Source organism: Ruegeria sp. AH12 (genome assembly GCF_056541465.1).
Window position 1 is genome coordinate 124,120 of the sequence record NZ_JBQFYL010000007.1, and the last position, 19,584, is coordinate 143,703.

Here is a 19,584-nt window from a genome sequence, read left to right on the forward strand (position 1 = left end):
CGCGGCTCTTAACGGCGGCCTTCACGCAGCCAGCCGCCCAACAGGAACCCACCCGCAAGCAGCAACACCAGCCAGGGGGGCAGCAGCCCGGCCTGGGTAACATCGCGCGTTTCATACGCCTCGCGCGGCGTCAGACCAATCCAGCCGCGCCCGACCGCTGGTCGCCCGGCCCGGACGTTGCGGACCGTAGGCACACCATCCTCCAAGCGGATGACGCCGCCACGCATCTGATCAATCACCGGTTCCAGAACGTCGCCCGTAGCGATGGTCTGCTCAAACTCCTTTGGTGCGGCGGGGCCCAGCCCGATCACGGCCATCAGGTCGCCCTCCTGTAAGCGATAAAGACCAATCTCAGGCCCAAAATACTGCGCTTCGAACCGACCGGGCGTGACCTCATCAAGTGTCATCTCAAGCGTTTCGCCATTAGGGCGGGTGATCGTCACCGGGCCAACCTCTTCTTCGAGGGTCTGACGGATGATGCGCATCGACTGGCCGTTGGCCTCGGCCCAAAGCGCCTCTTCCTCTAACTCCGGCTCTTTCATCATCCAATGGGCCAGACGGCGCAGCAGTTCCAGCTGCGGCCCGCCGCCCTCGAACCCCCGACTCCAGAGCCAGGCGTGATCCGAAGCCAGCATGGCAACGCGCCCTTCACCCACCCGGTTCAGAACCAGCAGCGGACGGTCCTCGACCCCCGTCATCAAAACCTGACCCTCGCGATGCTTCACGTCGATCTGACGCAGCCATGCGCCCCAATCCTCGGAATCGCCCAGATTGGTGGTCACCGGATGCCGGTGGCCCAGATCGCTGACCATAGGCACATAGCGTTCTTCGATCACACGCGCGGTTGGCTGCGCCGGCAAGATCGATGCGAGCGGTGAGCGAAAGATGCTGTCCGCCGTGGCAAAATCAGGACCCGCCGCAATCAGCACTGCGCCGCCATCGTTGATATAGTCGGTCACGTTGTCCAGATAGATCGCAGGCAGGATGCCGCGCCGCTTGTAACGATCAAAGATGATCAGATCGAAATCGTTGATCTTTTCCAGAAACAGCTCTCGGGTCGGGAAGGCGATCAGCGACAGTTCATCGACCGGAACACCATCCTGCTTTTCCGGAGGGCGCAGAATGGTAAAATGCACCAGATCAACGGAACTGTCTGATTTCAAAAGGTTGCGCCACGTGCGACCGCCCGGATGCGGTTCACCCGACACCAGCAGCACGCGCAGCCGATCACGGACACCATTCATCTGGATCAGCGCGGTGTTATTGCGATCCGTCAGCTCACCCTCGGCCTCTGGGACCGTGAACTGGATGACGTTGCGCCCACCATGAGGCAGCGTGATGGGCAATTCTACGTCCATGCCAATTGGGATGGTGAACTGCTGTGACTCGCCGCCATCGACGGAAATCTCAAGCGGTGCATTTGCAGCGCCGACCGGTGCGGCGCCACTGTCTTCGACCCGCAAAGTCAGTGTTACAGGTTCGCCGATAATAGCAAAGGCGGGCGCGTTGCGGACGATCAGCCTGCGGTCCCAATCGCTTTCGCGCCCGGTTTGCAGCAGATGCATCGGTGCAGGCAGGTCGGGCGCCTGATCGACGTCGTGCACGATCCCATCCGAGACCACAAGGATACCGGCAATCCGCGCACGAGGTTCTTCGGCCAGCGCAGCGTTTACGGCTGCCATCACCTGCGTGCCTTCATCCCCATCCCCGTCGCCAACGCGAATGCGGCGCAGTTCGGTATTGTCGCGCGAGTCGATCTCGGCAGCCAGCGCCTCGGCGGCCTCGGCGGTCTGATCCGCACGATCTGAGAGTGTCTGACTGGCGCTTTCATCTTCGATCATCAGAACGATATCGGTCAGCGGCGCGCGATCTTCGACCTGATACACCGGACCGGCCAGAGCAGCGATCACGACCAGAGCGGCCAAGCCGCGCAGCGCCCAACCGGACAGACCTCGCCAAAGGGCCAGAACGATCCCGCAAACCGCAATCGCAGCAACAACGGCCAGCACGGGCCATGGGATCAGCGGATCAAAGATGACGGTTCCGGTCATTGTCCCAACCTGTCCAGCAGAGCAGGCACGTGGACCTGATCGGATTTATAGTTCCCTGTCAGCACATGCATTACCAGATTGACTCCAAAGCGGTTGGCCAGCTCGCGCTGCCGCTCGCCCGCATAACCGCGTCCTACCGGCAGCAACGCCTGCCCGTTGCGGTCCACCGCCCAGGCCCCGGCCCAGTCGTTGCCGCCAATCACCACTGGCGTCACGTTGTCATTGAGGTTGCGGAAGGGCATCCCTTCGATCTGTTCCGCATCCAGCGGCGCGGCCTCGACCCAGACCTCGGTGCCCGAATAGCGACCGGGGAAATCCTGTAACAGATAGAAGGTCCGGGTCAGGACATGATCACGTGGAATAGGCTCTAGCGCCGGGATATTCAGCGGGGCGGCCAGCTGTTGCAGCTTGCGCCCATTTGGGCTGGAAGCGCCGAACCCAGCAATATCAGCATCGCGCGTATCGAACAGAATCATGCCGCCTGACCGCAGATAAGCGTTCAGCTTGGCATAAGCCTCCGCTGATGGCTGCGACTGATCGGGGGTGATCGGCCAATAAAGCAATGGGAAAAAGGCCAGCTCATCGCGTTCCAGATCCACGCCAAACGGCTCTGCCGGCTCCACAGATGTGCGGAAGAACAGCGTCTGCCCCAAGCCCCGCAGGCCTGCCTGCGCGATGTCGTCCACCCGCGCATCGCCGGTTAGAACATGTGCCAGAACCAACTCTTGTGTGGCGGCGAGAGCGAAATCCGTATCATCCGGCGTTTGCGCCTGCGCCTCGGGCACCAAAAGCAGGGCCCCCAATGCGACAGCCGTTGCTTTGGCCAGACCCAACCGGCCTGATAGGGCAAGCGAGGCAATCACATCCACGGTCAGAAGGATCAGCGCGAGGCTGAGCAGCAAACCACCCAATGGCGTCTCGGTCGTTACTTCCTGTCCTTTGATCGGAACACCAGCGGGCCAGACAACCGGGCGCAGCGTTGCCTCTTCGGCCAATACATTGCGGGCCAGCTTTTGCTTACCGCTTTCATAAAGACCGGGGCGGATATCGGGACCAATTTGACCGGAGACCAGTTCGACGCCATCTACGCCCGCCAGAGTGCCGGCGTCGGACAATGTACCAAAGCCGTCCATGATCTGCACAGGTTCCCAGGTTGTGCCTTGCAACTGATCCACCTGCCGTGACTTTGCAGCCGAGGCCACGGCCAGACGATCCAACATTTCTACAAACAGACCCGAGAGCGGCAGGCTAGACCATTCCGCATCTGCGGTCACATGGAACAGAACCACCTGCCCCAATCCCAGTGCCTTGCGGGTGACCAGAGGCGTGCCATCCGACAACGACGCAATCACCCGATCCGCCAGGTTAGGGTCAGGTTGCGCCATGACTTGGGTCGAAACGACAACGTCACCGGGTATTTGAAGCCCATAAAAGGGCGACGCTTCTGGGAACGGGGCCAGTGTCTTGGCCTCGCCCCAACTCATCGCGCCGCCGACAGTGCGCCCACCGCTGCGCAGGCGCACAGGCAGCAACGTGTCCTCTTCGTCCCGGCCCAGATCGCTGGCGGCCATGCGGGGGCCAGCAAAGCGCAGCAACAGGCCACCCTGTTCGACCCATTCGATCAGACCCGCCTGTTCTGGCGCGGACATCTGCGCCACGTCGGACAGAACGATCACATCCGGGTTTGCAGGCAGAACCTCAAGCAGCCCACCTTCGACGAAATCCGCCGTGGGGATCAGAACCTGAGTCAGATAGTGCAGCGGCGACAGCAGCTCCAGCCCTTCGCGGTTCACCGTTCCGGCGATCAGCGCGACCTCGCGCCGGCGCAGGCTGTCATCGGTCAGCGTTACAGCCCCCGCTGATTTCTGGCCCTGAATCTCGAACCGAGTGATCCGGGCGCGCAGTTCCGATGGCAGCGCAAGTTCGATCTGCGCCTCAGTCGCGCCTGCCTCAAAAGCCAGTTCTGCAGATTGTAGAACGCGTGCGGTGCCCGCAGGGTCACGACCCTGCGCCAGAACAGTCACGGTTTCCTCAGGGTCGGGTTCGGCCCGCAACACCGTCACCTGAATGACACCATCCTGATAGGCAGCCGGAAGGATGGCAAATGCATCCGATGTGGATTGATAAACTGTGACCTCACCGCGCGATTGCAGCGCTGACACCAAACCCTCATGGCCGCCATAGGCCAGCCGATCGCTGAACCAATGCGTGTCAAATCCGCCTTCGACCTGTTCCAGCGCGGCTATGACCTGTTCGATCTGCGCCTCAGTCGGCTGCCATGGGTTCGGAACCAGGCCGGGCAGGCGGTTGCGCCACGCCTCTGCCGCCTGAAACACGGGCGGTTCCGGTTCGGTCAATCGCAGGATCGAGACAGGGCGGCTTGAGCGGCCCGCCTCGGTCAATTGCGCATCGATCTGGTCCAGCGTCGAGGACCACCGTGTGGCACCACCCCAGCTGGCATCCAGCACCAGCAACAAAGGCCCGGTGCCCGTTTCATCGCGTGAAGGGTTCAGGACCGGACCCGCCAAGCCAATGATGATCGCTGCCGCTGCCAGCATACGCAGTAGCAACAGCCACCACGGGGTGCGGTCCGAGACGCTCTCGTCATCCTTCAACCCCAGCAGCAATGTCACCGCCGGGAACAAGCGCCGGATCGGCGCCGGTGGAACCGCGCGCAGAATCAACCACAGGATCGGCAGGGTCAGCAAACCCAACAGCACCCAAGGGGCGGTAAAGCCGATGCCCGCCAGAACCGTCATCGCGTGCCCCCGTCCAACGCCCGATAGAGCCAGAGCAGCGCCGCCTGCGCGCTATCGTCGGTGTGATGCAGACCCAGCTGCCACCCTGTCGCGCGGCACAGCCGCGTCAACGCATCCTTGCGCTGCGCCAATCGGTCCAGATAACGATCGCGCAGGTCTCCGGCTTTCAGTGTTTCATGGCGGGCTGTTCCACCAACGCTTTCGAAAATGGTGCGGCCAAGATAGGGAAAACTCTCCTCACTTGGGTCCAACACCTGCAAGATCACACCGCGCACACCGCGGTCAGCGGCTTTGGTCAGCGCCAGTTCAACCTCGTCCATCGGGCCGAGGAAATCGGATATGAACACAGCACGCGCATGCGGGATCATGGCGCGGTGCTCAGGCGGGGCATAGTCTGCCTGATCATCCTCGGACCAGGCTTGCGCCAAGCGGATGATCTGCGCATTGCCGCGTCGGGGCGGCAAGGTCGTCCCCGTCAGCCCAACACGTTCACCGCCGCGCACCAGTAGACTGGCTGTGGCCAGACCCAACAGACGCGACCGATCTGATTTGGTGGGCAGGCTTTTGTCAGAAGCAAACCGCATCGACGCGCCCTGATCGACCCACAGCATTACCGATTGCGCAATCTGCCATTCGCGTTCCCGCACAAATTGCTGGTCCCCTCGCGCTGATCGGCGGTGGTCGATCATCCGGCGGCTATCCCCGATCTGAGCCGGGCGATATTGCCAGAAATCATCCCCCATGCCCGAGCGTCGCCGACCATGGTCTCCCAACAAAACGGTTCCGGCCAGATGTTCGGCGCGCGCCAAAAGGGGCGGCAGCCGGGACGCCTCGACCTCAGATCGTTCTCGAAGGGTCAGCGCAGCATTCACGCCGCAGCCTCGGTTCGGATCAAACCGGCAGCGGTAGATTCGATGAGGTCTGACAAGCTGTCGCCCCGCGCCCGCGCCGCAAAGTTCAGCGCCATCCGGTGGCTCAGCACCGGGCGGGCCATATCCAATACATCTTCGGCATTCGGCGCTAAACGCCCTTGAAGCATAGCCCGCGCTCGAACTGTCATCATCAGCGCCTGCGCCGCACGGGGGCCGGGCCCCCAAGCAACGGTTTCCTTGACCCGCTCGGACACGCCCGCTTCATCCGGGCGGAAGGCGCGGACCAGGTCGAGGATCAATTCGACAACTGAATCCCCCACCGGCATCCGTCGCAACAGGACTTGCGCGGCCAGCAGTTCCTCTTTGGTGAAAATCTGATGCGCGTCATCTTCTTCGACGCCTGTAGTGGCCAGCAGAATGTCCCGTTCGGTCTGACGATCTGGGTATTCGACGTCGACCTGAACAAGAAAACGGTCCAGCTGCGCCTCGGGCAGCGGATAGGTACCCTCCTGTTCGATCGGGTTCTGCGTGGCCAGCACGTGGAAGGGCACACCCAGCGATCGATCCTCACCCGCCACGGTCACAGTCCGCTCTTGCATCGCCTGCAGCAGGGCCGATTGGGTGCGCGGGCTGGCGCGGTTGATCTCATCCGCCATCAGCAACTGGCAGAAGATCGGCCCGGAGATGAAGCGGAAATGACGGCTGCCATCGTCGGCAGTGTCCAAAACCTCCGACCCCAGAATATCAGCAGGCATCAGGTCGGGCGTGAATTGAATGCGATTGCCGTGCAGACCCATGACAGTCGACAGAGTTTCGACCAGTCGCGTTTTACCAAGACCCGGCAAACCGATCAGCAGGGCATGTCCACCGCACAACAGCGCCGTCAGGGTCAGGTCCACGACCCTCTCCTGCCCGATGAAGCGGCGGGTGATCGAGGCCTTGGCCTCTTGCAACTTGGTTTCCAGCGCTTCGATCTCGGATACGAGGTCGGCAGGTTCGGTCATGACTTTCCCTTCCGTGGACTATTATAGATGAAGTGTATCGCGCTAAGAGGAAATGGCAAAAGCAATGAGCGGACAAAAACCCGTGAAACCTTCGCCGGATGGTTTGGCTGCATCAGTCAAAGCGGCCAAAACCAAGGGTCTACCGCCCGTTCACCTGTGGAATCCTCCGTTTTGCGGCGATCTGGACATCAAGATCGCCAAAGATGGTTCTTGGAGTTACTTAGGGTCGCCCATCAACCGGTTCGAGCTTGTGAAGCTTTTTTCCTCAATTCTTAAGAAAGAAGACGGCAAATACTACCTCGTCACGCCGGTCGAGAAGGTGGGAATCACTGTCGAGGATGCGCCGTTTCTTGCGGTCGACTTCGACCAGACGGGGGATGGCCTGTCGCAAGACCTGACATTTACCACCCATGTGGGCGATACGGCCATCGCCGGGCCGGATCACCCGATCCGCATTGTCATCGATGCGGAAACAGAGGAACCCACACCCTACGTATTGATCCGAAACAACCTTGAAGCACGCATTGACCGCAAAAGCTTCTACCGACTCGTGGATATTGGTACCAAGCATGATGGCTGGTTTGGCGTCTGGTCGGGTGGGCAGTTCTTTCCGCTAATCTCAGCGTCAGATTTACCGGGCTAAGCGATACGCGCGACCTTGCGGTCCTGCGCCAGCACCACAGCCACGGCCACGATCCCTGCGCCCAGCGCACGGGTCCAGTTCCAGTCATCCCCCAACATCAGCATGATCAGCATCACGTAGAAAGGCGCTATGTTGATGTGGAATGAGGCCAATGCAACGCCCAGCTTTCCAACGGATCCTACAAACAAGACCTGGCTGAGGCCCATTGCAACCAACGCATAAATTCCGAGCATTCCGATCTGTTGAACATCGATCTTCGCTGTCGGCATGACGTCCACACCCAATTGTCGCGCGACGAAGAACAGCAACACAGCAACAATCAATCCGCCAAGAAATGTGATGGTACTGCGGCCAGTCTGGCTAAGGTCAGGGAAATCTCTCGCAGTTGCCATTGTCGCCCAACAGAACAGCCCGGTCGAGGCGACGGCACAAACAGCGCCCAACCCCAGCTGCGCTGGGGCCACCGCACTGGTGGCGATCAGACCGCCTATGATGGACACCACCATACCCAACGCAAAATTCCAGCGTAACCGCCGTGTTCCAGTCGCCAACTCGATCAATGTGGCAAACAACGGTGCGCACGAGGCGATGATGGCCACTGTTACCGGATCTGTCAGCTTTTGCGCCAAAATGATCAGGAACATGCCGGTGCCAAGCATCCCCCCAACAAACATTGCATGACCCCATCGGGCACGCATGACGCGCGATTGGCCGTCGATCAGAATCCAAATTGGCAACATGACAGCCACAGCAAGCGCCAATCGTGCAACGAGCAACGCAACTGGTGGCCAAGTTTGTAACAAGACCTCGGCCGCGGGAAATCCGGCGGCCCATGTCAACATAGACGCAACCGCCAGCCCATTGCCTGACAAGGCCGAGCTGCGCCCACCAGACACAGGTAAAGTTGTCCCGCGCACGGGGTCTGGGCTCATCGCCATTGGATCGGACCTTCATAAAAAACGGCGAGCTAAATGATTCGCCGTGTCGCCTAGAAATTCGATGATTTGCTTGGCGCGTTCTGGTCGATTTTCGACAATCTGTCGTTTTCAGTCTCTTTCCTGAAAACCACCCGCCCGTTAGAGTTTGCGAACCAAACCCCGGGACCACTCATGCCCAGATTTGCCGCCAATCTTTCGCTGCTCTTTACAGAGCTGCCGTATCTCGAACGTTTCGAGGCCGCCGCACAGGCCGGCTTCAAGGCCGTCGAAATTCTGTTTCCCTATGATCTGGCGGCCAAGGAAACCCGCCGCGCCTTGCTGGCCAACGGGCTGGAGCTGGTTCTGATCAATGCCCCTCCGCCCAACTACACGGGCGGACAGCCAGGCTATGCGGCCGTGCCAGAGGGTGAGGCGCGGTTCCAATCCGACATCCGGCGCGTCCTGCGCTACGCCGAACTCCTCCGCCCGCAAACAATACATATCATGTCCGGCTACGCCTCTGGTTCGCACGCGATGACGTGTTTTGTGCGAAACTTGCAATGGGCGGCAGATGTTGCGCCAAACCAGCAGTTCACCATCGAACCGCTAAACCCCGTATCGCAGCGTGACTACTTCCTGAATGACTACGCGCTCGCGGCTGAGGTGCTGGATCAGGTGGACCGTCCCAATATTGGCCTGCAATTTGACAGCTTCCACGCGCAGATGATCCATGGGGATGCGCTTGCCATATGGCAGAAATATCAGGACCGCGTGACCCATGCCCAGATCGGGGCCGCCCCAGACCGGTCCGAGCCAGGCGATGGCTCGATCGACTTTCCCGCCCTGTTCAACGCCATCGACAACAGCGGATACGACGGATGGGCCAGTGCCGAATACAATCCAACGACGCCCCGCACCGTAGACTCGCTGCGCTGGATGACATTCTAACGCGCCCGTTACTGGTATTTGCTGCGAAAATATCGCACAGCTTGGCGCGGTGAATGAACGGATGATACCGATGACCCACGCCCGACTGTCACATATTATGTTCTGCCTGATCATGTCAGGGCTGATGTCCTGCATCGTGACCGGGATTGCCACGATCAAGGCCATAGGATTTGGGCCGGGCACCTTTGGGGATTGGATGGCGGCCTGGGCCTTTTGCTGGCCCATCGCCTTCACCGTCATCGTGATCCTTGGACCGAGCGTCAAACGGCTGGTCGACCGTCTGGTCAGGCCCAAAGCCTGACCCGTCGCGAAGAGGGCCCATCGGGCCTGATGAGCGGCGCGCCCTAGTGCGCTTCGGCCCAGTTAGCGCCACGCCCGGCATCGACATCCAGCTTCACATCCAACTTCACCGCCGGATCCGAAGCACCCTCCATCACATCGCGCGCCACATCAATCAGCTGATCCACCCCGTCCTCAGACACTTCGAACAGCAATTCGTCATGCACCTGCAACAGCATCTTGGCGGGCAACCCTTGAATCGCGTCCGGCATCCGCACCATCGCGCGCCGGATCACATCCGCGGCCGTGCCCTGAATCGGCGCGTTGATCGCAGCCCGGCGCGAGAACCCCGCATGCGGCCCCTTGGCATTGATCTCAGGCGTGTGTATTTTGCGCCCAAACAGGGTCTGCACATAGCCGTGCTCTTTCGCAAAGGTGATCGTGTCGTCCATATAGGCGCGAATACCGGGGAAGCGTTCGAAATAGCGGTCGATGAATCCCTGTGCCTCGGCCCTTGGAATGCGCAGGTTGCGCGCCAGACCAAAGCCCGAGATGCCGTAGATCACACCAAAGTTGATCGCCTTGGCCTGACGACGGATGTCCGGCGCCATCTCATCCAGTGGCACATCGAACATCTCGGATGCGGTCATCGCGTGAATGTCCAGCCCGTCAGCAAACGCTTGTTTCAATGCGTCAATCCCGGCGATATGTGCCAGAATGCGCAGCTCGATCTGGCTATAGTCGAGACTGACCAGCACATTGCCCGGTTCAGCAATAAACGCCTCACGAATGCGCCGCCCTTCCTCGGTGCGCACCGGGATATTCTGCAGGTTCGGATCGGTCGAAGCCAGACGACCCGTGTTCGCCCCAGTGATCGAATAGGACGTATGCACCCGTCCCGTATCGGGGTTGATATGGGTCTGCAATGCGTCTGTGTATGTCGACTTCAACTTCGACAGCTGCCGCCAGTCCAGTACCCGGCGCGGCAATTCATGCTCGGTCGCCAGGTCCTCAAGAATATCCGCCCCGGTTGAGTATTTCCCGGTTTTCCCCTTCTTGCCGCCTTCGAGACCCATCTTGTCGAACAGAATCTCACCCAACTGCGCAGGCGAGCCGACATTGAAGCTCTCACCCGCCAATTCGTGGATTTCAGCCTCTAATCCAGCCATTTTCTGCGCAAAGGCATTCGACATCCGGCTAAGAACATCGCGGTCCACCTTGATACCGTGCATCTCCATTTCTTTGAGAACCGGCACCAGCGGGCGTTCCAGCGTTTCATAAACCGTCGTCACCTGAACCTGATGCAGTTGCGGCTTGAACAGCTGCCACAGTCGCAGCGTGATATCCGCATCCTCGGCGGCATAAGCCGTGGCCTCATCAATTGCGACCTTGTCGAAGGTGATCGCCGACTTGCCAGACCCCAGCAACGGTTTGATCGGGATTGGAGTATGACTCAGGTAGCGCTCGGACAGCGTGTCCATGCCGTGCCCATGCTCTCCACCATGCATGACGTAGGACATCAGCATCGTGTCATCGATCGAGACCACGTTGACGCCATAGCGCGCAAATATCTTTGCGTCATATTTCATGTTCTGCCCGATCTTGAGGATCGAGGGGTCCTCGAACATCGGCTTCAGCAGCGCCAGCGCGTCCTCCAGCGCCATCTGCTCCTCGGCCAGGTCATCTGAGCCAAACAAATCATCAGTCGCGCTGGCGCGGTGGGTCAACGGGATGTAACAGGCCTCTCCCGCCTCGATACACAGCGAAATACCGACCAGATCGGCGATCATTTCGTTCAGCCCGGTGGTCTCGGTATCTACGGCAACCCAACCACGCTCATAGGCCTGATCAATCCACTTCTGCAAAGCGGCCGCGTCCCGCACGCACTCGTATTTCGACGCGTCAAACGGGATCGCCTCAGTCACAATCTCTTCCGCGGCTGGCGCGGGCGCATCGGCGATGACCGGGGCCTCGGCCCCCAGCTTGTCGGCAATCCGCTTGGTGAGGGTGCGGAACTCCATTTCCGCCAAAAAGCCCAGCAGGGTTTCGGGGTCAGGGTCCTGTACTTCGAGGTCTTCGAGGTTGAAATCCAGCGGCGTGTTCTCATCCAACTGCACCAGTTTTTTCGACAGCTCGATCTGATCGCGCTTTTCGATCAGGGTCTGGCGGCGCTTGGGCTGCTTGATCTCTCCCGCACGGTCCAGCAGGGTTTCGAGATCACCATATTCGTTGATCAGCAAGGCTGCCGTTTTGACGCCGATTCCCGGAGCCCCCGGCACGTTATCAACGCTATCCCCGGCCAGCGCCTGCACATCAACCACGCGCTCCGGGCCAACGCCGAATTTCTCGATCACCCCGTCCCGGTCGATGCGCTTGTTCTTCATCGCGTCCAGCATTTCCACACCGCCACCGACCAGTTGCATCAGGTCCTTGTCAGAACTGACGATGGTCACGCGCCCGCCGGCCTCGCGCGCCTGAACAGCCAGGGTCGCGATTATGTCATCGGCCTCATACCCTTCCAACTCTTTACAGGCGATATTGAACGCTTTGGTCGCTTCACGGGTCAGCGGCATTTGCGGGCGCAGGTCTTCGGGCATCGCCTCGCGGTTGGCCTTGTACAGGTCATAGAGATCATTGCGGAACGTGTGCGAGCCCTTGTCGAAGATCACCGCTACATGGGTCGGTGCATCCGGGCCATCATTCCCCTCGACATATTTTTGCAGCATGTTGCAAAAGCCCGAAACTGCCCCGATCGGCAGACCATCCGATTTCCGAGTCAGCGGCGGCAGCGCGTGATAGGCCCTGAAAATAAAGGCCGATCCATCGATCAGATGCAGGTGACACCCTTTTCCGAAATTGCTCATGCGCACGCTCCCTGTCGGTCAGAGATGGTTCTGCCACAGGGTCGCTCGGGTGACCAGTCTTGAACTTCGGCTAACCGCCGAAGAGGCCGCTGAAAACGTCCGAAAAGCTGTTGAGCAAAGCCATAATGACCAACACGCCAAGGAAGGCAAAAAACGCGAAGGCAAAGAACTGGAACAGGATTGCGCCAATCCCAACCGCAATCCCGGCAATGGCAGGGCGGCGCCTTTCGTGACGCAGGAGACCGACAACCGACAGAACAACTGCCAGCGCACCCAGCATGGCCACGCCAATCTGCAGAAAATCATCCAGATCGCGCGCACGCGCAACAGGCTCGGGCTGCTCCAGCCCTGCCGCAGATCGCAGGGTGGATTTACCGATTTCAGCCGCCAGCTCACCCAGCGACACGCCTGCGGATTGTTGAGGCGCGAAGGGTCCAGCCCAAAAGACGAACAAGGCAGCAAACAGCGTCAAAGAGGCAATGCAAAAGCCGATCCAACCAAAAATCGGGTTGGCAGAGTCATTGGGTGCAATGTCGGTCATCATGTTCGCCTACGCTGTATGCACCACTGAAATAGCATAAAAAACACGGCGAGATTTGGGCGAAACCCGATTGGACGGGCAATCAGCCCTGCTCTGTGCCTTTCAGAACATATTTGCAGTCGCAATAAGGGCACTCGACCCAGCCCGTATCTTCAGGGATTTGCAGCCAGACGCGCGGATGGCCCAGCGCACCTTCGCCGCCGTCACAAGCGACGCGGGTGGTTTCGACGATCTTGGTTTCCGGCGCTTCGATGGTCACGGCTGGCGATCCTTCACTGGTTGTCGGCCTCGCGGGCATGCATTAGGTGCGTTTATGAGCGATGAGCAATCCGGGGGCAAGAGCCACATGAGCGATGCGGCAATCAGGATCGAAGGTCTGCGCAAGACCTATCGGGCAAGCAAGGGTCAACCCGAGAAGCACGCACTGAAAGGGATTGACCTGACCATTCCCAGCGGCTCGGTTTTTGGGCTTTTGGGGCCGAACGGCGCGGGTAAATCGACCCTGATCAACATTCTTGCCGGGCTGGTGATCAAAACGTCCGGAAAGGTATCGATCTGGGGCTTCGATCAGGATCAGAACCCACGCCAGTCGCGCGCGGCCATTGGAGTAATGCCACAAGAGCTGAACCTGGACCCGTTCTTTACGCCCCGTGGCGCGCTGGAGGTTCAGGCTGGCCTATATGGCGTGCCCAAGGCCCAGCGCCGCAGCGATGAGATTCTGGAACTCGTCGGGCTTAGCGATAAGGCCGAGGCCTATGCTCGTACGCTATCAGGCGGGATGCGGCGGCGGTTGTTGTTGGCCAAGGCGTTGGTGCATCACCCCAGGATTTTGGTTCTGGATGAACCGACTGCGGGTGTCGATATCGAGTTGCGCCAGATGCTCTGGACCAATGTACGCAAACTGAACGAACAGGGTATGACGATCATCCTGACCACGCATTACCTGGAAGAAGCGCAGGAAATGTGTGATCAAATCGCAATCATCAACCACGGTGAGAAGATCACTCAGGACAGCACCGCCAATTTGCTGGGCCGCATGGACCGGCGCACCATGGTGATCATGCCAGATAGCCCGGTTGCAAACCTTCCCTCGGCTGACGGGGTCGAGGCCGCATTGCGCGACGATGGCAGCCTGCTACTGCAATATCGCAGCGCCCAGACCAGCGCCGAGCAGGTACTGGAATCCGTTCGCGCTGCGGGTATCCGCATCCGCGATGTGCGCACCGAGGAAGCAGATCTTGAGGATGTGTTCCTTGCGCTGACCTCGTCTCAAGCTCGGGCGTCGTAAGCGCTGCTTAGAACCAGCCTTAGCCTCGGTCGATCCGCGCTTGATAGCAGTTGTTGCGCGCAGATCGGACGTGGATATAGGCCACATCGGGGCGGTCAAAGATATCTTTGACCTTTGCACCAATCTGATCCGTGGGGGTGATCGCTCCGGTGCCATAAACGATCCGATCATCCTGCCCGTATCCCTTGATTAAATAGTCAGGAGAGCTGGTCAGAATCTCAGGCAATTTATCCCCTTCATAGCGCTCGCAAGGTTCGGCACACAAAAATATCGGCCCGGTTTCCGCATAAGGATGCGTTGCGGCAAAGGGCCTGTGCGCCAGAACCAGCATCGGCGCCCCTTCGGGTATGTTTTGCAGACAATGACGGCAGGGATTGCCTGCGCCGGTTGAAACAGCGTGCTCTGGCGTGGCTCCATAGTCATCCGGACCACCCTGTTGCAGGGTGCGGACTTCTTCAGTGGGCAATGCAGTGATTTTGAACATATCAATCCTCCGGTTATCCGGACCATGCCCAATCGTGACCACGTCGCGCGACCCGATTCCTGCGCAAATCGCCCGTCACCGTTCGCCCTAGGATAAGCGCGACAAAACCACGCCTGTAGAACCGCCAGGATTCTGGTTAGGACCAAAACACTATGACCCGACCCGTCCTGCCGCCGCGATTTCCGGCCACGTCTGATCAGATCAATGCGCAAGTGTGCGCCTTTTACGCCCGTGTCCGGACCGACCCGGTACTGGGGCCCGTTTTTGCGCAACATGTCGATGACTGGCCCGCGCATGAGGAAAAGATCGCCTCATTCTGGCGCAATGCGATCCTGTATGAGCGCGGGTATGACGGCAATCCGCAGCGGGTTCATATTGAACGGCCTTCAGTTCAGCCCGACATGTTCGCCCGTTGGCTGGACCTGTTCGAAGAGGTAGCAGCCCAGACGCTGCCAGCCGAAACCGCGACGCCCTGGGCCGCCCTGGCGCGACGCATCGGGGTGGGGATGAAGGCTGGCGTGCAATCGGCGCGTCAGCCCAAGGACGCGCCACCGATCCTGCGTTGATCTCAAGACATGGCAGCTTTGCACTGTTAGCGGTAAAATAGGGGCTATGCGGGCTGGTCAATTGGGTTTACTCAGGGCCAAGACAGCCCTTTTTGCGCTGAGCGGCATTGTGCCACCACACCGACATCACCCGAGGCCACAGCGATGAGCACTCAGAACACCACCCTTCGGGGACTTGGTTACGCGTTTCTTGGATTCGCGGTTTTTGCCAGCCATGACGCATTGATCAAAGTGCTGGGCGGGACTTATTCGGTGATGCAGATCATCTTTTTCGCCACCCTGTTTTCCTTTGTACCCATGGCAGTGACAATCCTGACAGACCGGACAACGGGCAACTTTCTGCCGCACCATCCCTGGCTGGTGCTGCTGCGCTCAGCCCTGATGGTCACATCCATGGTCTGCGCCTTCTACGCGTTTTCGGTGCTGCCACTGGCCGAGGTCTACTCGCTGCTGTTTTCCTTCCCTTTGATCGTCACCGTCCTGTCGATCCCGATACTAGGAGAGGTAGTGAGGGCCCAGCGCTGGGCCGCGGTCGGCGTTGGCTTGATCGGTGTTTTGATCGTTCTAAGACCCGGCTCAACTGACATCACACTAGGCCACCTGGCCGCCCTGACCGCCGCGTTCTGCAGCGCGTTTGGGTCGGTTCTGGTGCGCAAGATCGGGAACGAGGAGCGGTCCGCCGTTCTGATCCTGTACCCCATGCTGTTGGCCATTCTGGTCATGAGCCTGATGCAACCCGCCGTCTATCAGCCACCCTCGCTGCTGCATCTGGCAATGATGGCGCTGGTTGGTGTGTTTTCGGTCATCGCGCAACATCTGATCATACTCGCCTACCGCGCCGCGCCCGCCGGGGTCGTCGCGCCCAGCCAATACAGTCAGATCATCTGGGCCACTTTGTTCGGCATGATCTTCTTTGGCGAGCGCCCAGATGGCTGGGTCGCCGTCGGGGCAAGTATCATCATCGCGTCTGGTGTTTTTGTGGTCTGGCGCGAGAGCCGGTCGAACACCACATCCGTGAACACTCCGGTTTTGCGGGTACGGTCGCCACGCGCGGATACCGGGGCGACACGGCCAGGGGAGTAGCTTAAGACAAAAAGTGGAATTCATCAGAACGACAAATTTACGTGGTCAGCTGGCTTTGAGTCTAATCCTGTAACCGCCATTTATTCCGTCTTCTTCGAATTTTCCCGTCGCGCGCACCAAATCGCTCAGCTTCGCGTATCCGTAGGAACGAGCATCAAAATCCGGGTAGATCTTGCTTAGCTGACTTCCTACTTGCCCTAGCTTAACCCACCCATCTGGCTCATCAGCGTTTTGAACAACATTGCGAATAAGCTGATAGGCATGGTTCAATTCTTGCCTTGGCTTTGCGCTTTCGGTTTTCTTTGCCTGCGGGGTGTCCTCGGGCTGTTTCTCAATATTCTCGATATAAATAAACCGATTGCACGCCGCCACAAACGCCTTGGGTGCCTTGCGCTCTCCGATACCATAGACGTCCAGCCCCTGTTCGCGAATGCGGCTGGCGAGACGTGTGAAATCGCTGTCTGAGGACACTAGAACAAACCCGCTGAACCTGCCGGAATGCAGGATATCCATGGCATCAATGACCAAGGCAATATCGCTGGAGTTCTTTTTGGACGTATTGGCAAACTGTTGATGGGGAACGATAGCGTATTCGGCCAGAGACTTGGCCTCCCATCCCTGCGGCGGCCCATTGGAGAAGTCGCCGTATATCCGTCGTAGGCCAGCCTCTCCCAACGTAGCGATTTCTTCAAAAATTTCTGCTGCATGTTTTGCAGAGACATTGTCCGCATCAATCAGAACCGCAAGGCGGTCTGTTCGTCCTGTCGTCACCTGAATTCCTCAACCTTAAATTTAATTCATGGTGAGGAATGTAAGGAGCAAAAAGGGCGAGCAAAAGCCCGCCCTTGGAAAGTATTTTTATCTTGTCAGTAAACCACCACTGACCGGATGCTTTCACCCTTATGCATCAGGTCGAAGCCGTGGTTGATGTCGTCCAGACCCATGGTGTGGGTGATCATCGGATCGATCTCGATCTTGCCGTCCATGTACCAGTCAACGATCTTGGGCACATCTGTGCGGCCCCGCGCGCCGCCAAAGGCCGTGCCGCGCCACGAGCGGCCGGTGACCAGCTGGAACGGGCGCGTCGAAATCTCGGCACCCGCAGGGGCCACGCCGATGATGATAGATTCACCCCAGCCCTTATGCGCCGATTCCAGCGCGTCGCGCATCACGCCGACATTGCCGGTGGCATCGAACGTGTAATCCGCTCCGCCCTTGGTCAAGTTGACCAGATAGGGAACCAGATCGCCTTCGACCTCTTTGGGGTTCACGAAATCGGTCATGCCGAACTTGGTAGCCATCTCGACCTTCGAGGGGTTCAAGTCGACGCCAACGATCTGATCAGCCCCGGCCAGACGCAGGCCTTGAATAACGTTCAGGCCGATACCGCCCAGGCCGAACACGATGGCACGACTGCCGATTTCCACCTTTGCGGTGTTGATCACCGCACCGATGCCGGTGGTGACGCCGCAACCGATATAGCAAATCTTGTCAAACGGCGCGTCCGGGCGCACTTTGGCCAGCGCGATTTCCGGCAGAACCGTGTGGTTCGAAAAGGTCGAGCAGCCCATGTAGTGCAGGATTGGATCGCCATCCAAAGTCGAGAACCGCGACGTGCCATCGGGCATCAGGCCCTTGCCTTGGGTCTCACGGATCGCCTGACACAGGTTCGTTTTAGGATGCAGGCAGTATTCGCACTCACGACATTCGGGGGTATATAGCGGGATTACATGATCGCCGGGTTTCAGGCTGGTCACGCCCGGCCCGACCTCGACCACCACACCTGCGCCTTCATGGCCCAGAATAGCGGGGAACAGGCCTTCAGGGTCTGCCCCCGACAAGGTGAACTCATCTGTGTGGCAAATGCCGGTGGCCTTGATCTCAACCAGAACCTCGCCCGCTTGAGGGCCTTCGAGGTTCACATCCATAATTTCCAAAGGCTTGCCAGCCTGAACGGCGACGGCTGCACGGGTGCGCATAGTGCTTGTCTCCCAGTCTTGTTTGTCCAAACCCTGCGTCAAAAACGGGGTTCTTTCAACTATGCATTCATGACAGACTGGCTAAACAATTGATATTGAAGAAGCGACATTGCCCGCATGAGGAACGCCAATGCAACGATTTTTTCCGATCCTGGTCCTTCTGGCGGCCTGTTCCGAACCACCCCCACCCGAAGATATTCCGATTGAGCCAGAGGCCGCGCCGGTCGATCTGGCCTTTTGTCAGGGCGATCCATTTGCCGAGACCATTGGCCAGCCGGTTTCAACCATTCAGGCTGATTTGCCCGAACGCAGTCGCGTGCTGGGACCAAACGACATTGCAACCCAGGATTATCGGATCGACCGACTGAATGTGTTTGTGGATGATACCGGCGTGATCCAACGCCTGACCTGCGGCTGATCCTGGATCAACTCTATTTCCCGCGATAGATCAGCCAATCCGGAAGGTAGTCCAGCAACCGGATGACCCATGAAAACGGGGCCGGGAAATCGGTACGGAAACGACGGCGCGACATCGCTTTGATCACACGATCTGCCGCATCCTCAGCCGTCATCAACATAGGCATCTTGAAATTGTTCTTCTCGGTCAGGCGGGTCTTGATGAAGCCCGGGTTGACGATGCGCACCGTGACCCCGGTACCCGCAAGATCAAAGCGCATGGTTTCCGCCAGCGACACCAAAGCCGCCTTGCTGGCCGCATAGCCCACAGCCGCGGGCAAACCATGATAGCCAGACAGAGACCCGATCAGGGTGATATCGCCGTGACCGGCGCGCACGAAAGACGGAACCGTTTCACCCAGTACCCGCAATGCTCCGGTGTAATTCACATCCGTCATGGCCAGTACCGCCTCGGTATCCCAATCGGCGCTGCGCATCGGCTCGTAGGCCCCGGCATTGTAAACCAGCCCGTCGACCGCACCGGCATCTGCCACAGCACGGCGCACGGCATCCAGATCGGTGACGTCAAAAGGAACCGCGCGGGCATTCGGCAGGCTCGCGCAGATATCGGCCAGCCGATCCGCATTGCGCGCCGACAGGATCAGATTTGCCCCCCTGCGGCTGAGCCCCTCGGCCAAAGCGCGGCCCAGGCCCTCGCTGGCGCCAACGATCCAATAGGTTTTTCCATCAAAGCTGCTCATGTCTGGGCCGTATTGTGTTCTGATGCTTATTTTACGGATGGGCACGGATGCTGGATCACGCCGCCATACAGGAAATTCAGCGCAGACCTCACAACATAGAGCAGCATGGAAAATAATCGAAGTCTCATTGATCCGACATCAAACCTGCT

19 protein-coding genes are annotated in these 19,584 nt (G+C 59.2%); 7 read left to right on the plus strand and 12 right to left on the minus strand.

Annotated features, from left to right (window positions below):
• Nucleotides 1–8: 8 nt before the first annotated feature.
• Genes ACR0EL_RS12845 through ACR0EL_RS12860 form a run of 4 tightly spaced genes read right to left on the minus strand, consistent with a single transcriptional unit; the run spans nt 9 to nt 6,686 of the window.
• The gene (locus tag ACR0EL_RS12845) at nt 9–2,051 is read right to left on the minus strand and encodes a hypothetical protein (protein WP_480500286.1); all 2,043 of its coding nucleotides are present in this window, start codon (nt 2,049–2,051) and stop codon (nt 9–11) included.
• Nucleotides 2,048–4,810 carry a DUF4159 domain-containing protein gene (locus ACR0EL_RS12850; RefSeq protein ID WP_480500287.1) on the minus strand — a complete coding sequence of 921 codons (2,763 nt, stop codon included), beginning with the start codon at nt 4,808–4,810 and terminating at the stop codon, nt 2,048–2,050. The genes ACR0EL_RS12845 and ACR0EL_RS12850 overlap by 4 nt, the downstream gene beginning before the upstream one ends.
• Entirely contained in the window at nt 4,807–5,682 is an 876-nt protein-coding gene (locus ACR0EL_RS12855) for a DUF58 domain-containing protein (protein WP_480500288.1), read from the minus strand. The genes ACR0EL_RS12850 and ACR0EL_RS12855 overlap by 4 nt, the downstream gene beginning before the upstream one ends.
• On the minus strand, nt 5,679–6,686 hold the full coding sequence (locus tag ACR0EL_RS12860) for an AAA family ATPase (protein WP_480500289.1): 1,008 nt from the start codon (nt 6,684–6,686) through the stop codon (nt 5,679–5,681). The genes ACR0EL_RS12855 and ACR0EL_RS12860 overlap by 4 nt, the downstream gene beginning before the upstream one ends.
• Nucleotides 6,687–6,750: 64 nt before the next feature.
• On the opposite strand from ACR0EL_RS12860, the gene ACR0EL_RS12865 reads away from it, so the two are divergent.
• Nucleotides 6,751–7,329 (plus strand): DUF1285 domain-containing protein, encoded by a 579-nt coding sequence (locus ACR0EL_RS12865; protein WP_480500290.1) that lies wholly within the window; start codon nt 6,751–6,753, stop codon nt 7,327–7,329.
• Here ACR0EL_RS12865 and ACR0EL_RS12870 read toward each other — a convergent pair.
• Nucleotides 7,326–8,267, minus strand: coding sequence for a DMT family transporter (locus ACR0EL_RS12870; RefSeq protein WP_480500291.1), 942 nt, complete (start codon nt 8,265–8,267; stop codon nt 7,326–7,328). The two genes, ACR0EL_RS12865 and ACR0EL_RS12870, sit on opposite strands and share 4 nt — an antisense overlap.
• Nucleotides 8,268–8,438: 171 nt before the next feature.
• On the opposite strand from ACR0EL_RS12870, the gene ACR0EL_RS12875 reads away from it, so the two are divergent.
• Nucleotides 8,439–9,194: a hydroxypyruvate isomerase family protein gene (locus tag ACR0EL_RS12875; RefSeq protein ID WP_480500292.1), complete on the plus strand. Its 756-nt coding sequence runs from the start codon at nt 8,439–8,441 to the stop codon at nt 9,192–9,194.
• Nucleotides 9,195–9,264: 70 nt separating this feature from the next.
• Nucleotides 9,265–9,495, plus strand: a complete 231-nt coding sequence (locus ACR0EL_RS12880) for a DUF2798 domain-containing protein (RefSeq protein ID WP_480500294.1) — start codon at nt 9,265–9,267, stop codon at nt 9,493–9,495.
• Nucleotides 9,496–9,538: 43 nt separating this feature from the next.
• On the opposite strand, the gene polA is transcribed toward ACR0EL_RS12880, so the two are convergent.
• The 3 genes from polA to ACR0EL_RS12895 form a co-directional block, all read right to left on the minus strand.
• On the minus strand, nt 9,539–12,337 hold the full coding sequence (polA, locus tag ACR0EL_RS12885) for a DNA polymerase I (RefSeq protein WP_480500295.1): 2,799 nt from the start codon (nt 12,335–12,337) through the stop codon (nt 9,539–9,541).
• Between the two features lie 70 nt (nt 12,338–12,407).
• Entirely contained in the window at nt 12,408–12,878 is a 471-nt protein-coding gene (locus tag ACR0EL_RS12890; protein WP_480500297.1) for a hypothetical protein, read from the minus strand.
• Nucleotides 12,879–12,960: 82 nt separating this feature from the next.
• The gene (locus ACR0EL_RS12895) at nt 12,961–13,137 is read right to left on the minus strand and encodes a zinc-finger domain-containing protein (protein ID WP_170533977.1); all 177 of its coding nucleotides are present in this window, start codon (nt 13,135–13,137) and stop codon (nt 12,961–12,963) included.
• An 87-nt stretch (nt 13,138–13,224) separates the two neighbouring features.
• Between ACR0EL_RS12895 and ACR0EL_RS12900 the strand changes: the two genes are divergently transcribed.
• Nucleotides 13,225–14,166 (plus strand): ABC transporter ATP-binding protein, encoded by a 942-nt coding sequence (locus tag ACR0EL_RS12900; protein WP_480500331.1) that lies wholly within the window; start codon nt 13,225–13,227, stop codon nt 14,164–14,166.
• 19 nt (nt 14,167–14,185) lie between these two features.
• Here the strand turns inward: ACR0EL_RS12900 and ACR0EL_RS12905 are convergent, their stop codons facing one another.
• Nucleotides 14,186–14,650, minus strand: coding sequence for a DUF1203 domain-containing protein (locus ACR0EL_RS12905; RefSeq protein ID WP_480500298.1), 465 nt, complete (start codon nt 14,648–14,650; stop codon nt 14,186–14,188).
• A gap of 152 nt (nt 14,651–14,802) precedes the next feature.
• On the opposite strand from ACR0EL_RS12905, the gene ACR0EL_RS12910 reads away from it, so the two are divergent.
• Both ACR0EL_RS12910 and ACR0EL_RS12915 read left to right on the plus strand, forming a co-directional pair.
• Entirely contained in the window at nt 14,803–15,216 is a 414-nt protein-coding gene (locus ACR0EL_RS12910; protein ID WP_480500299.1) for a group III truncated hemoglobin, read from the plus strand.
• A gap of 144 nt (nt 15,217–15,360) precedes the next feature.
• Nucleotides 15,361–16,299: a DMT family transporter gene (locus ACR0EL_RS12915; RefSeq protein WP_480500300.1), complete on the plus strand. Its 939-nt coding sequence runs from the start codon at nt 15,361–15,363 to the stop codon at nt 16,297–16,299.
• 45 nt (nt 16,300–16,344) lie between these two features.
• On the opposite strand, the gene ACR0EL_RS12920 is transcribed toward ACR0EL_RS12915, so the two are convergent.
• Entirely contained in the window at nt 16,345–17,070 is a 726-nt protein-coding gene (locus ACR0EL_RS12920; protein ID WP_480500301.1) for an NYN domain-containing protein, read from the minus strand.
• A 95-nt stretch (nt 17,071–17,165) separates the two neighbouring features.
• Complete coding sequence (locus ACR0EL_RS12925; protein WP_480500302.1) at nt 17,166–18,278, minus strand: S-(hydroxymethyl)glutathione dehydrogenase/class III alcohol dehydrogenase; 1,113 nt, start codon at nt 18,276–18,278, stop codon at nt 17,166–17,168.
• Between the two features lie 130 nt (nt 18,279–18,408).
• Between ACR0EL_RS12925 and ACR0EL_RS12930 the strand changes: the two genes are divergently transcribed.
• Nucleotides 18,409–18,696 (plus strand): I78 family peptidase inhibitor, encoded by a 288-nt coding sequence (locus ACR0EL_RS12930; RefSeq protein WP_480500303.1) that lies wholly within the window; start codon nt 18,409–18,411, stop codon nt 18,694–18,696.
• A gap of 13 nt (nt 18,697–18,709) precedes the next feature.
• On the opposite strand, the gene ACR0EL_RS12935 is transcribed toward ACR0EL_RS12930, so the two are convergent.
• Entirely contained in the window at nt 18,710–19,435 is a 726-nt protein-coding gene (locus ACR0EL_RS12935) for an SDR family NAD(P)-dependent oxidoreductase (RefSeq protein ID WP_480500304.1), read from the minus strand.
• Nucleotides 19,436–19,584: the final 149 nt, after the last annotated feature.

Bases quoted from the DNA above. Each gene is read 5' to 3' on its own strand.
- ACR0EL_RS12870 (WP_480500291.1), bottom strand. From the start codon at position 8,267: ATGGCGATGAGCCCAGACCCCGTGCGCGGGACAACTTTACCTGTGTCT.
- ACR0EL_RS12915 (WP_480500300.1), top strand. From the start codon at position 15,361: ATGAGCACTCAGAACACCACCCTTCGGGGACTTGGTTACGCGTTTCTT.
- ACR0EL_RS12910 (WP_480500299.1), top strand. From the start codon at position 14,803: ATGACCCGACCCGTCCTGCCGCCGCGATTTCCGGCCACGTCTGATCAG.
- ACR0EL_RS12925 (WP_480500302.1), bottom strand. From the start codon at position 18,278: ATGCGCACCCGTGCAGCCGTCGCCGTTCAGGCTGGCAAGCCTTTGGAA.
- ACR0EL_RS12900 (WP_480500331.1), top strand. From the start codon at position 13,225: ATGAGCGATGCGGCAATCAGGATCGAAGGTCTGCGCAAGACCTATCGG.
- ACR0EL_RS12860 (WP_480500289.1), bottom strand. From the start codon at position 6,686: ATGACCGAACCTGCCGACCTCGTATCCGAGATCGAAGCGCTGGAAACC.
- polA (WP_480500295.1), bottom strand. From the start codon at position 12,337: ATGAGCAATTTCGGAAAAGGGTGTCACCTGCATCTGATCGATGGATCG.
- ACR0EL_RS12935 (WP_480500304.1), bottom strand. From the start codon at position 19,435: ATGAGCAGCTTTGATGGAAAAACCTATTGGATCGTTGGCGCCAGCGAG.
- ACR0EL_RS12865 (WP_480500290.1), top strand. From the start codon at position 6,751: ATGAGCGGACAAAAACCCGTGAAACCTTCGCCGGATGGTTTGGCTGCA.
- ACR0EL_RS12875 (WP_480500292.1), top strand. From the start codon at position 8,439: ATGCCCAGATTTGCCGCCAATCTTTCGCTGCTCTTTACAGAGCTGCCG.
- ACR0EL_RS12890 (WP_480500297.1), bottom strand. From the start codon at position 12,878: ATGACCGACATTGCACCCAATGACTCTGCCAACCCGATTTTTGGTTGG.
- ACR0EL_RS12845 (WP_480500286.1), bottom strand. From the start codon at position 2,051: ATGACCGGAACCGTCATCTTTGATCCGCTGATCCCATGGCCCGTGCTG.
- ACR0EL_RS12905 (WP_480500298.1), bottom strand. From the start codon at position 14,650: ATGTTCAAAATCACTGCATTGCCCACTGAAGAAGTCCGCACCCTGCAA.
- ACR0EL_RS12880 (WP_480500294.1), top strand. From the start codon at position 9,265: ATGACCCACGCCCGACTGTCACATATTATGTTCTGCCTGATCATGTCA.
- ACR0EL_RS12930 (WP_480500303.1), top strand. From the start codon at position 18,409: ATGCAACGATTTTTTCCGATCCTGGTCCTTCTGGCGGCCTGTTCCGAA.
- ACR0EL_RS12850 (WP_480500287.1), bottom strand. From the start codon at position 4,810: ATGACGGTTCTGGCGGGCATCGGCTTTACCGCCCCTTGGGTGCTGTTG.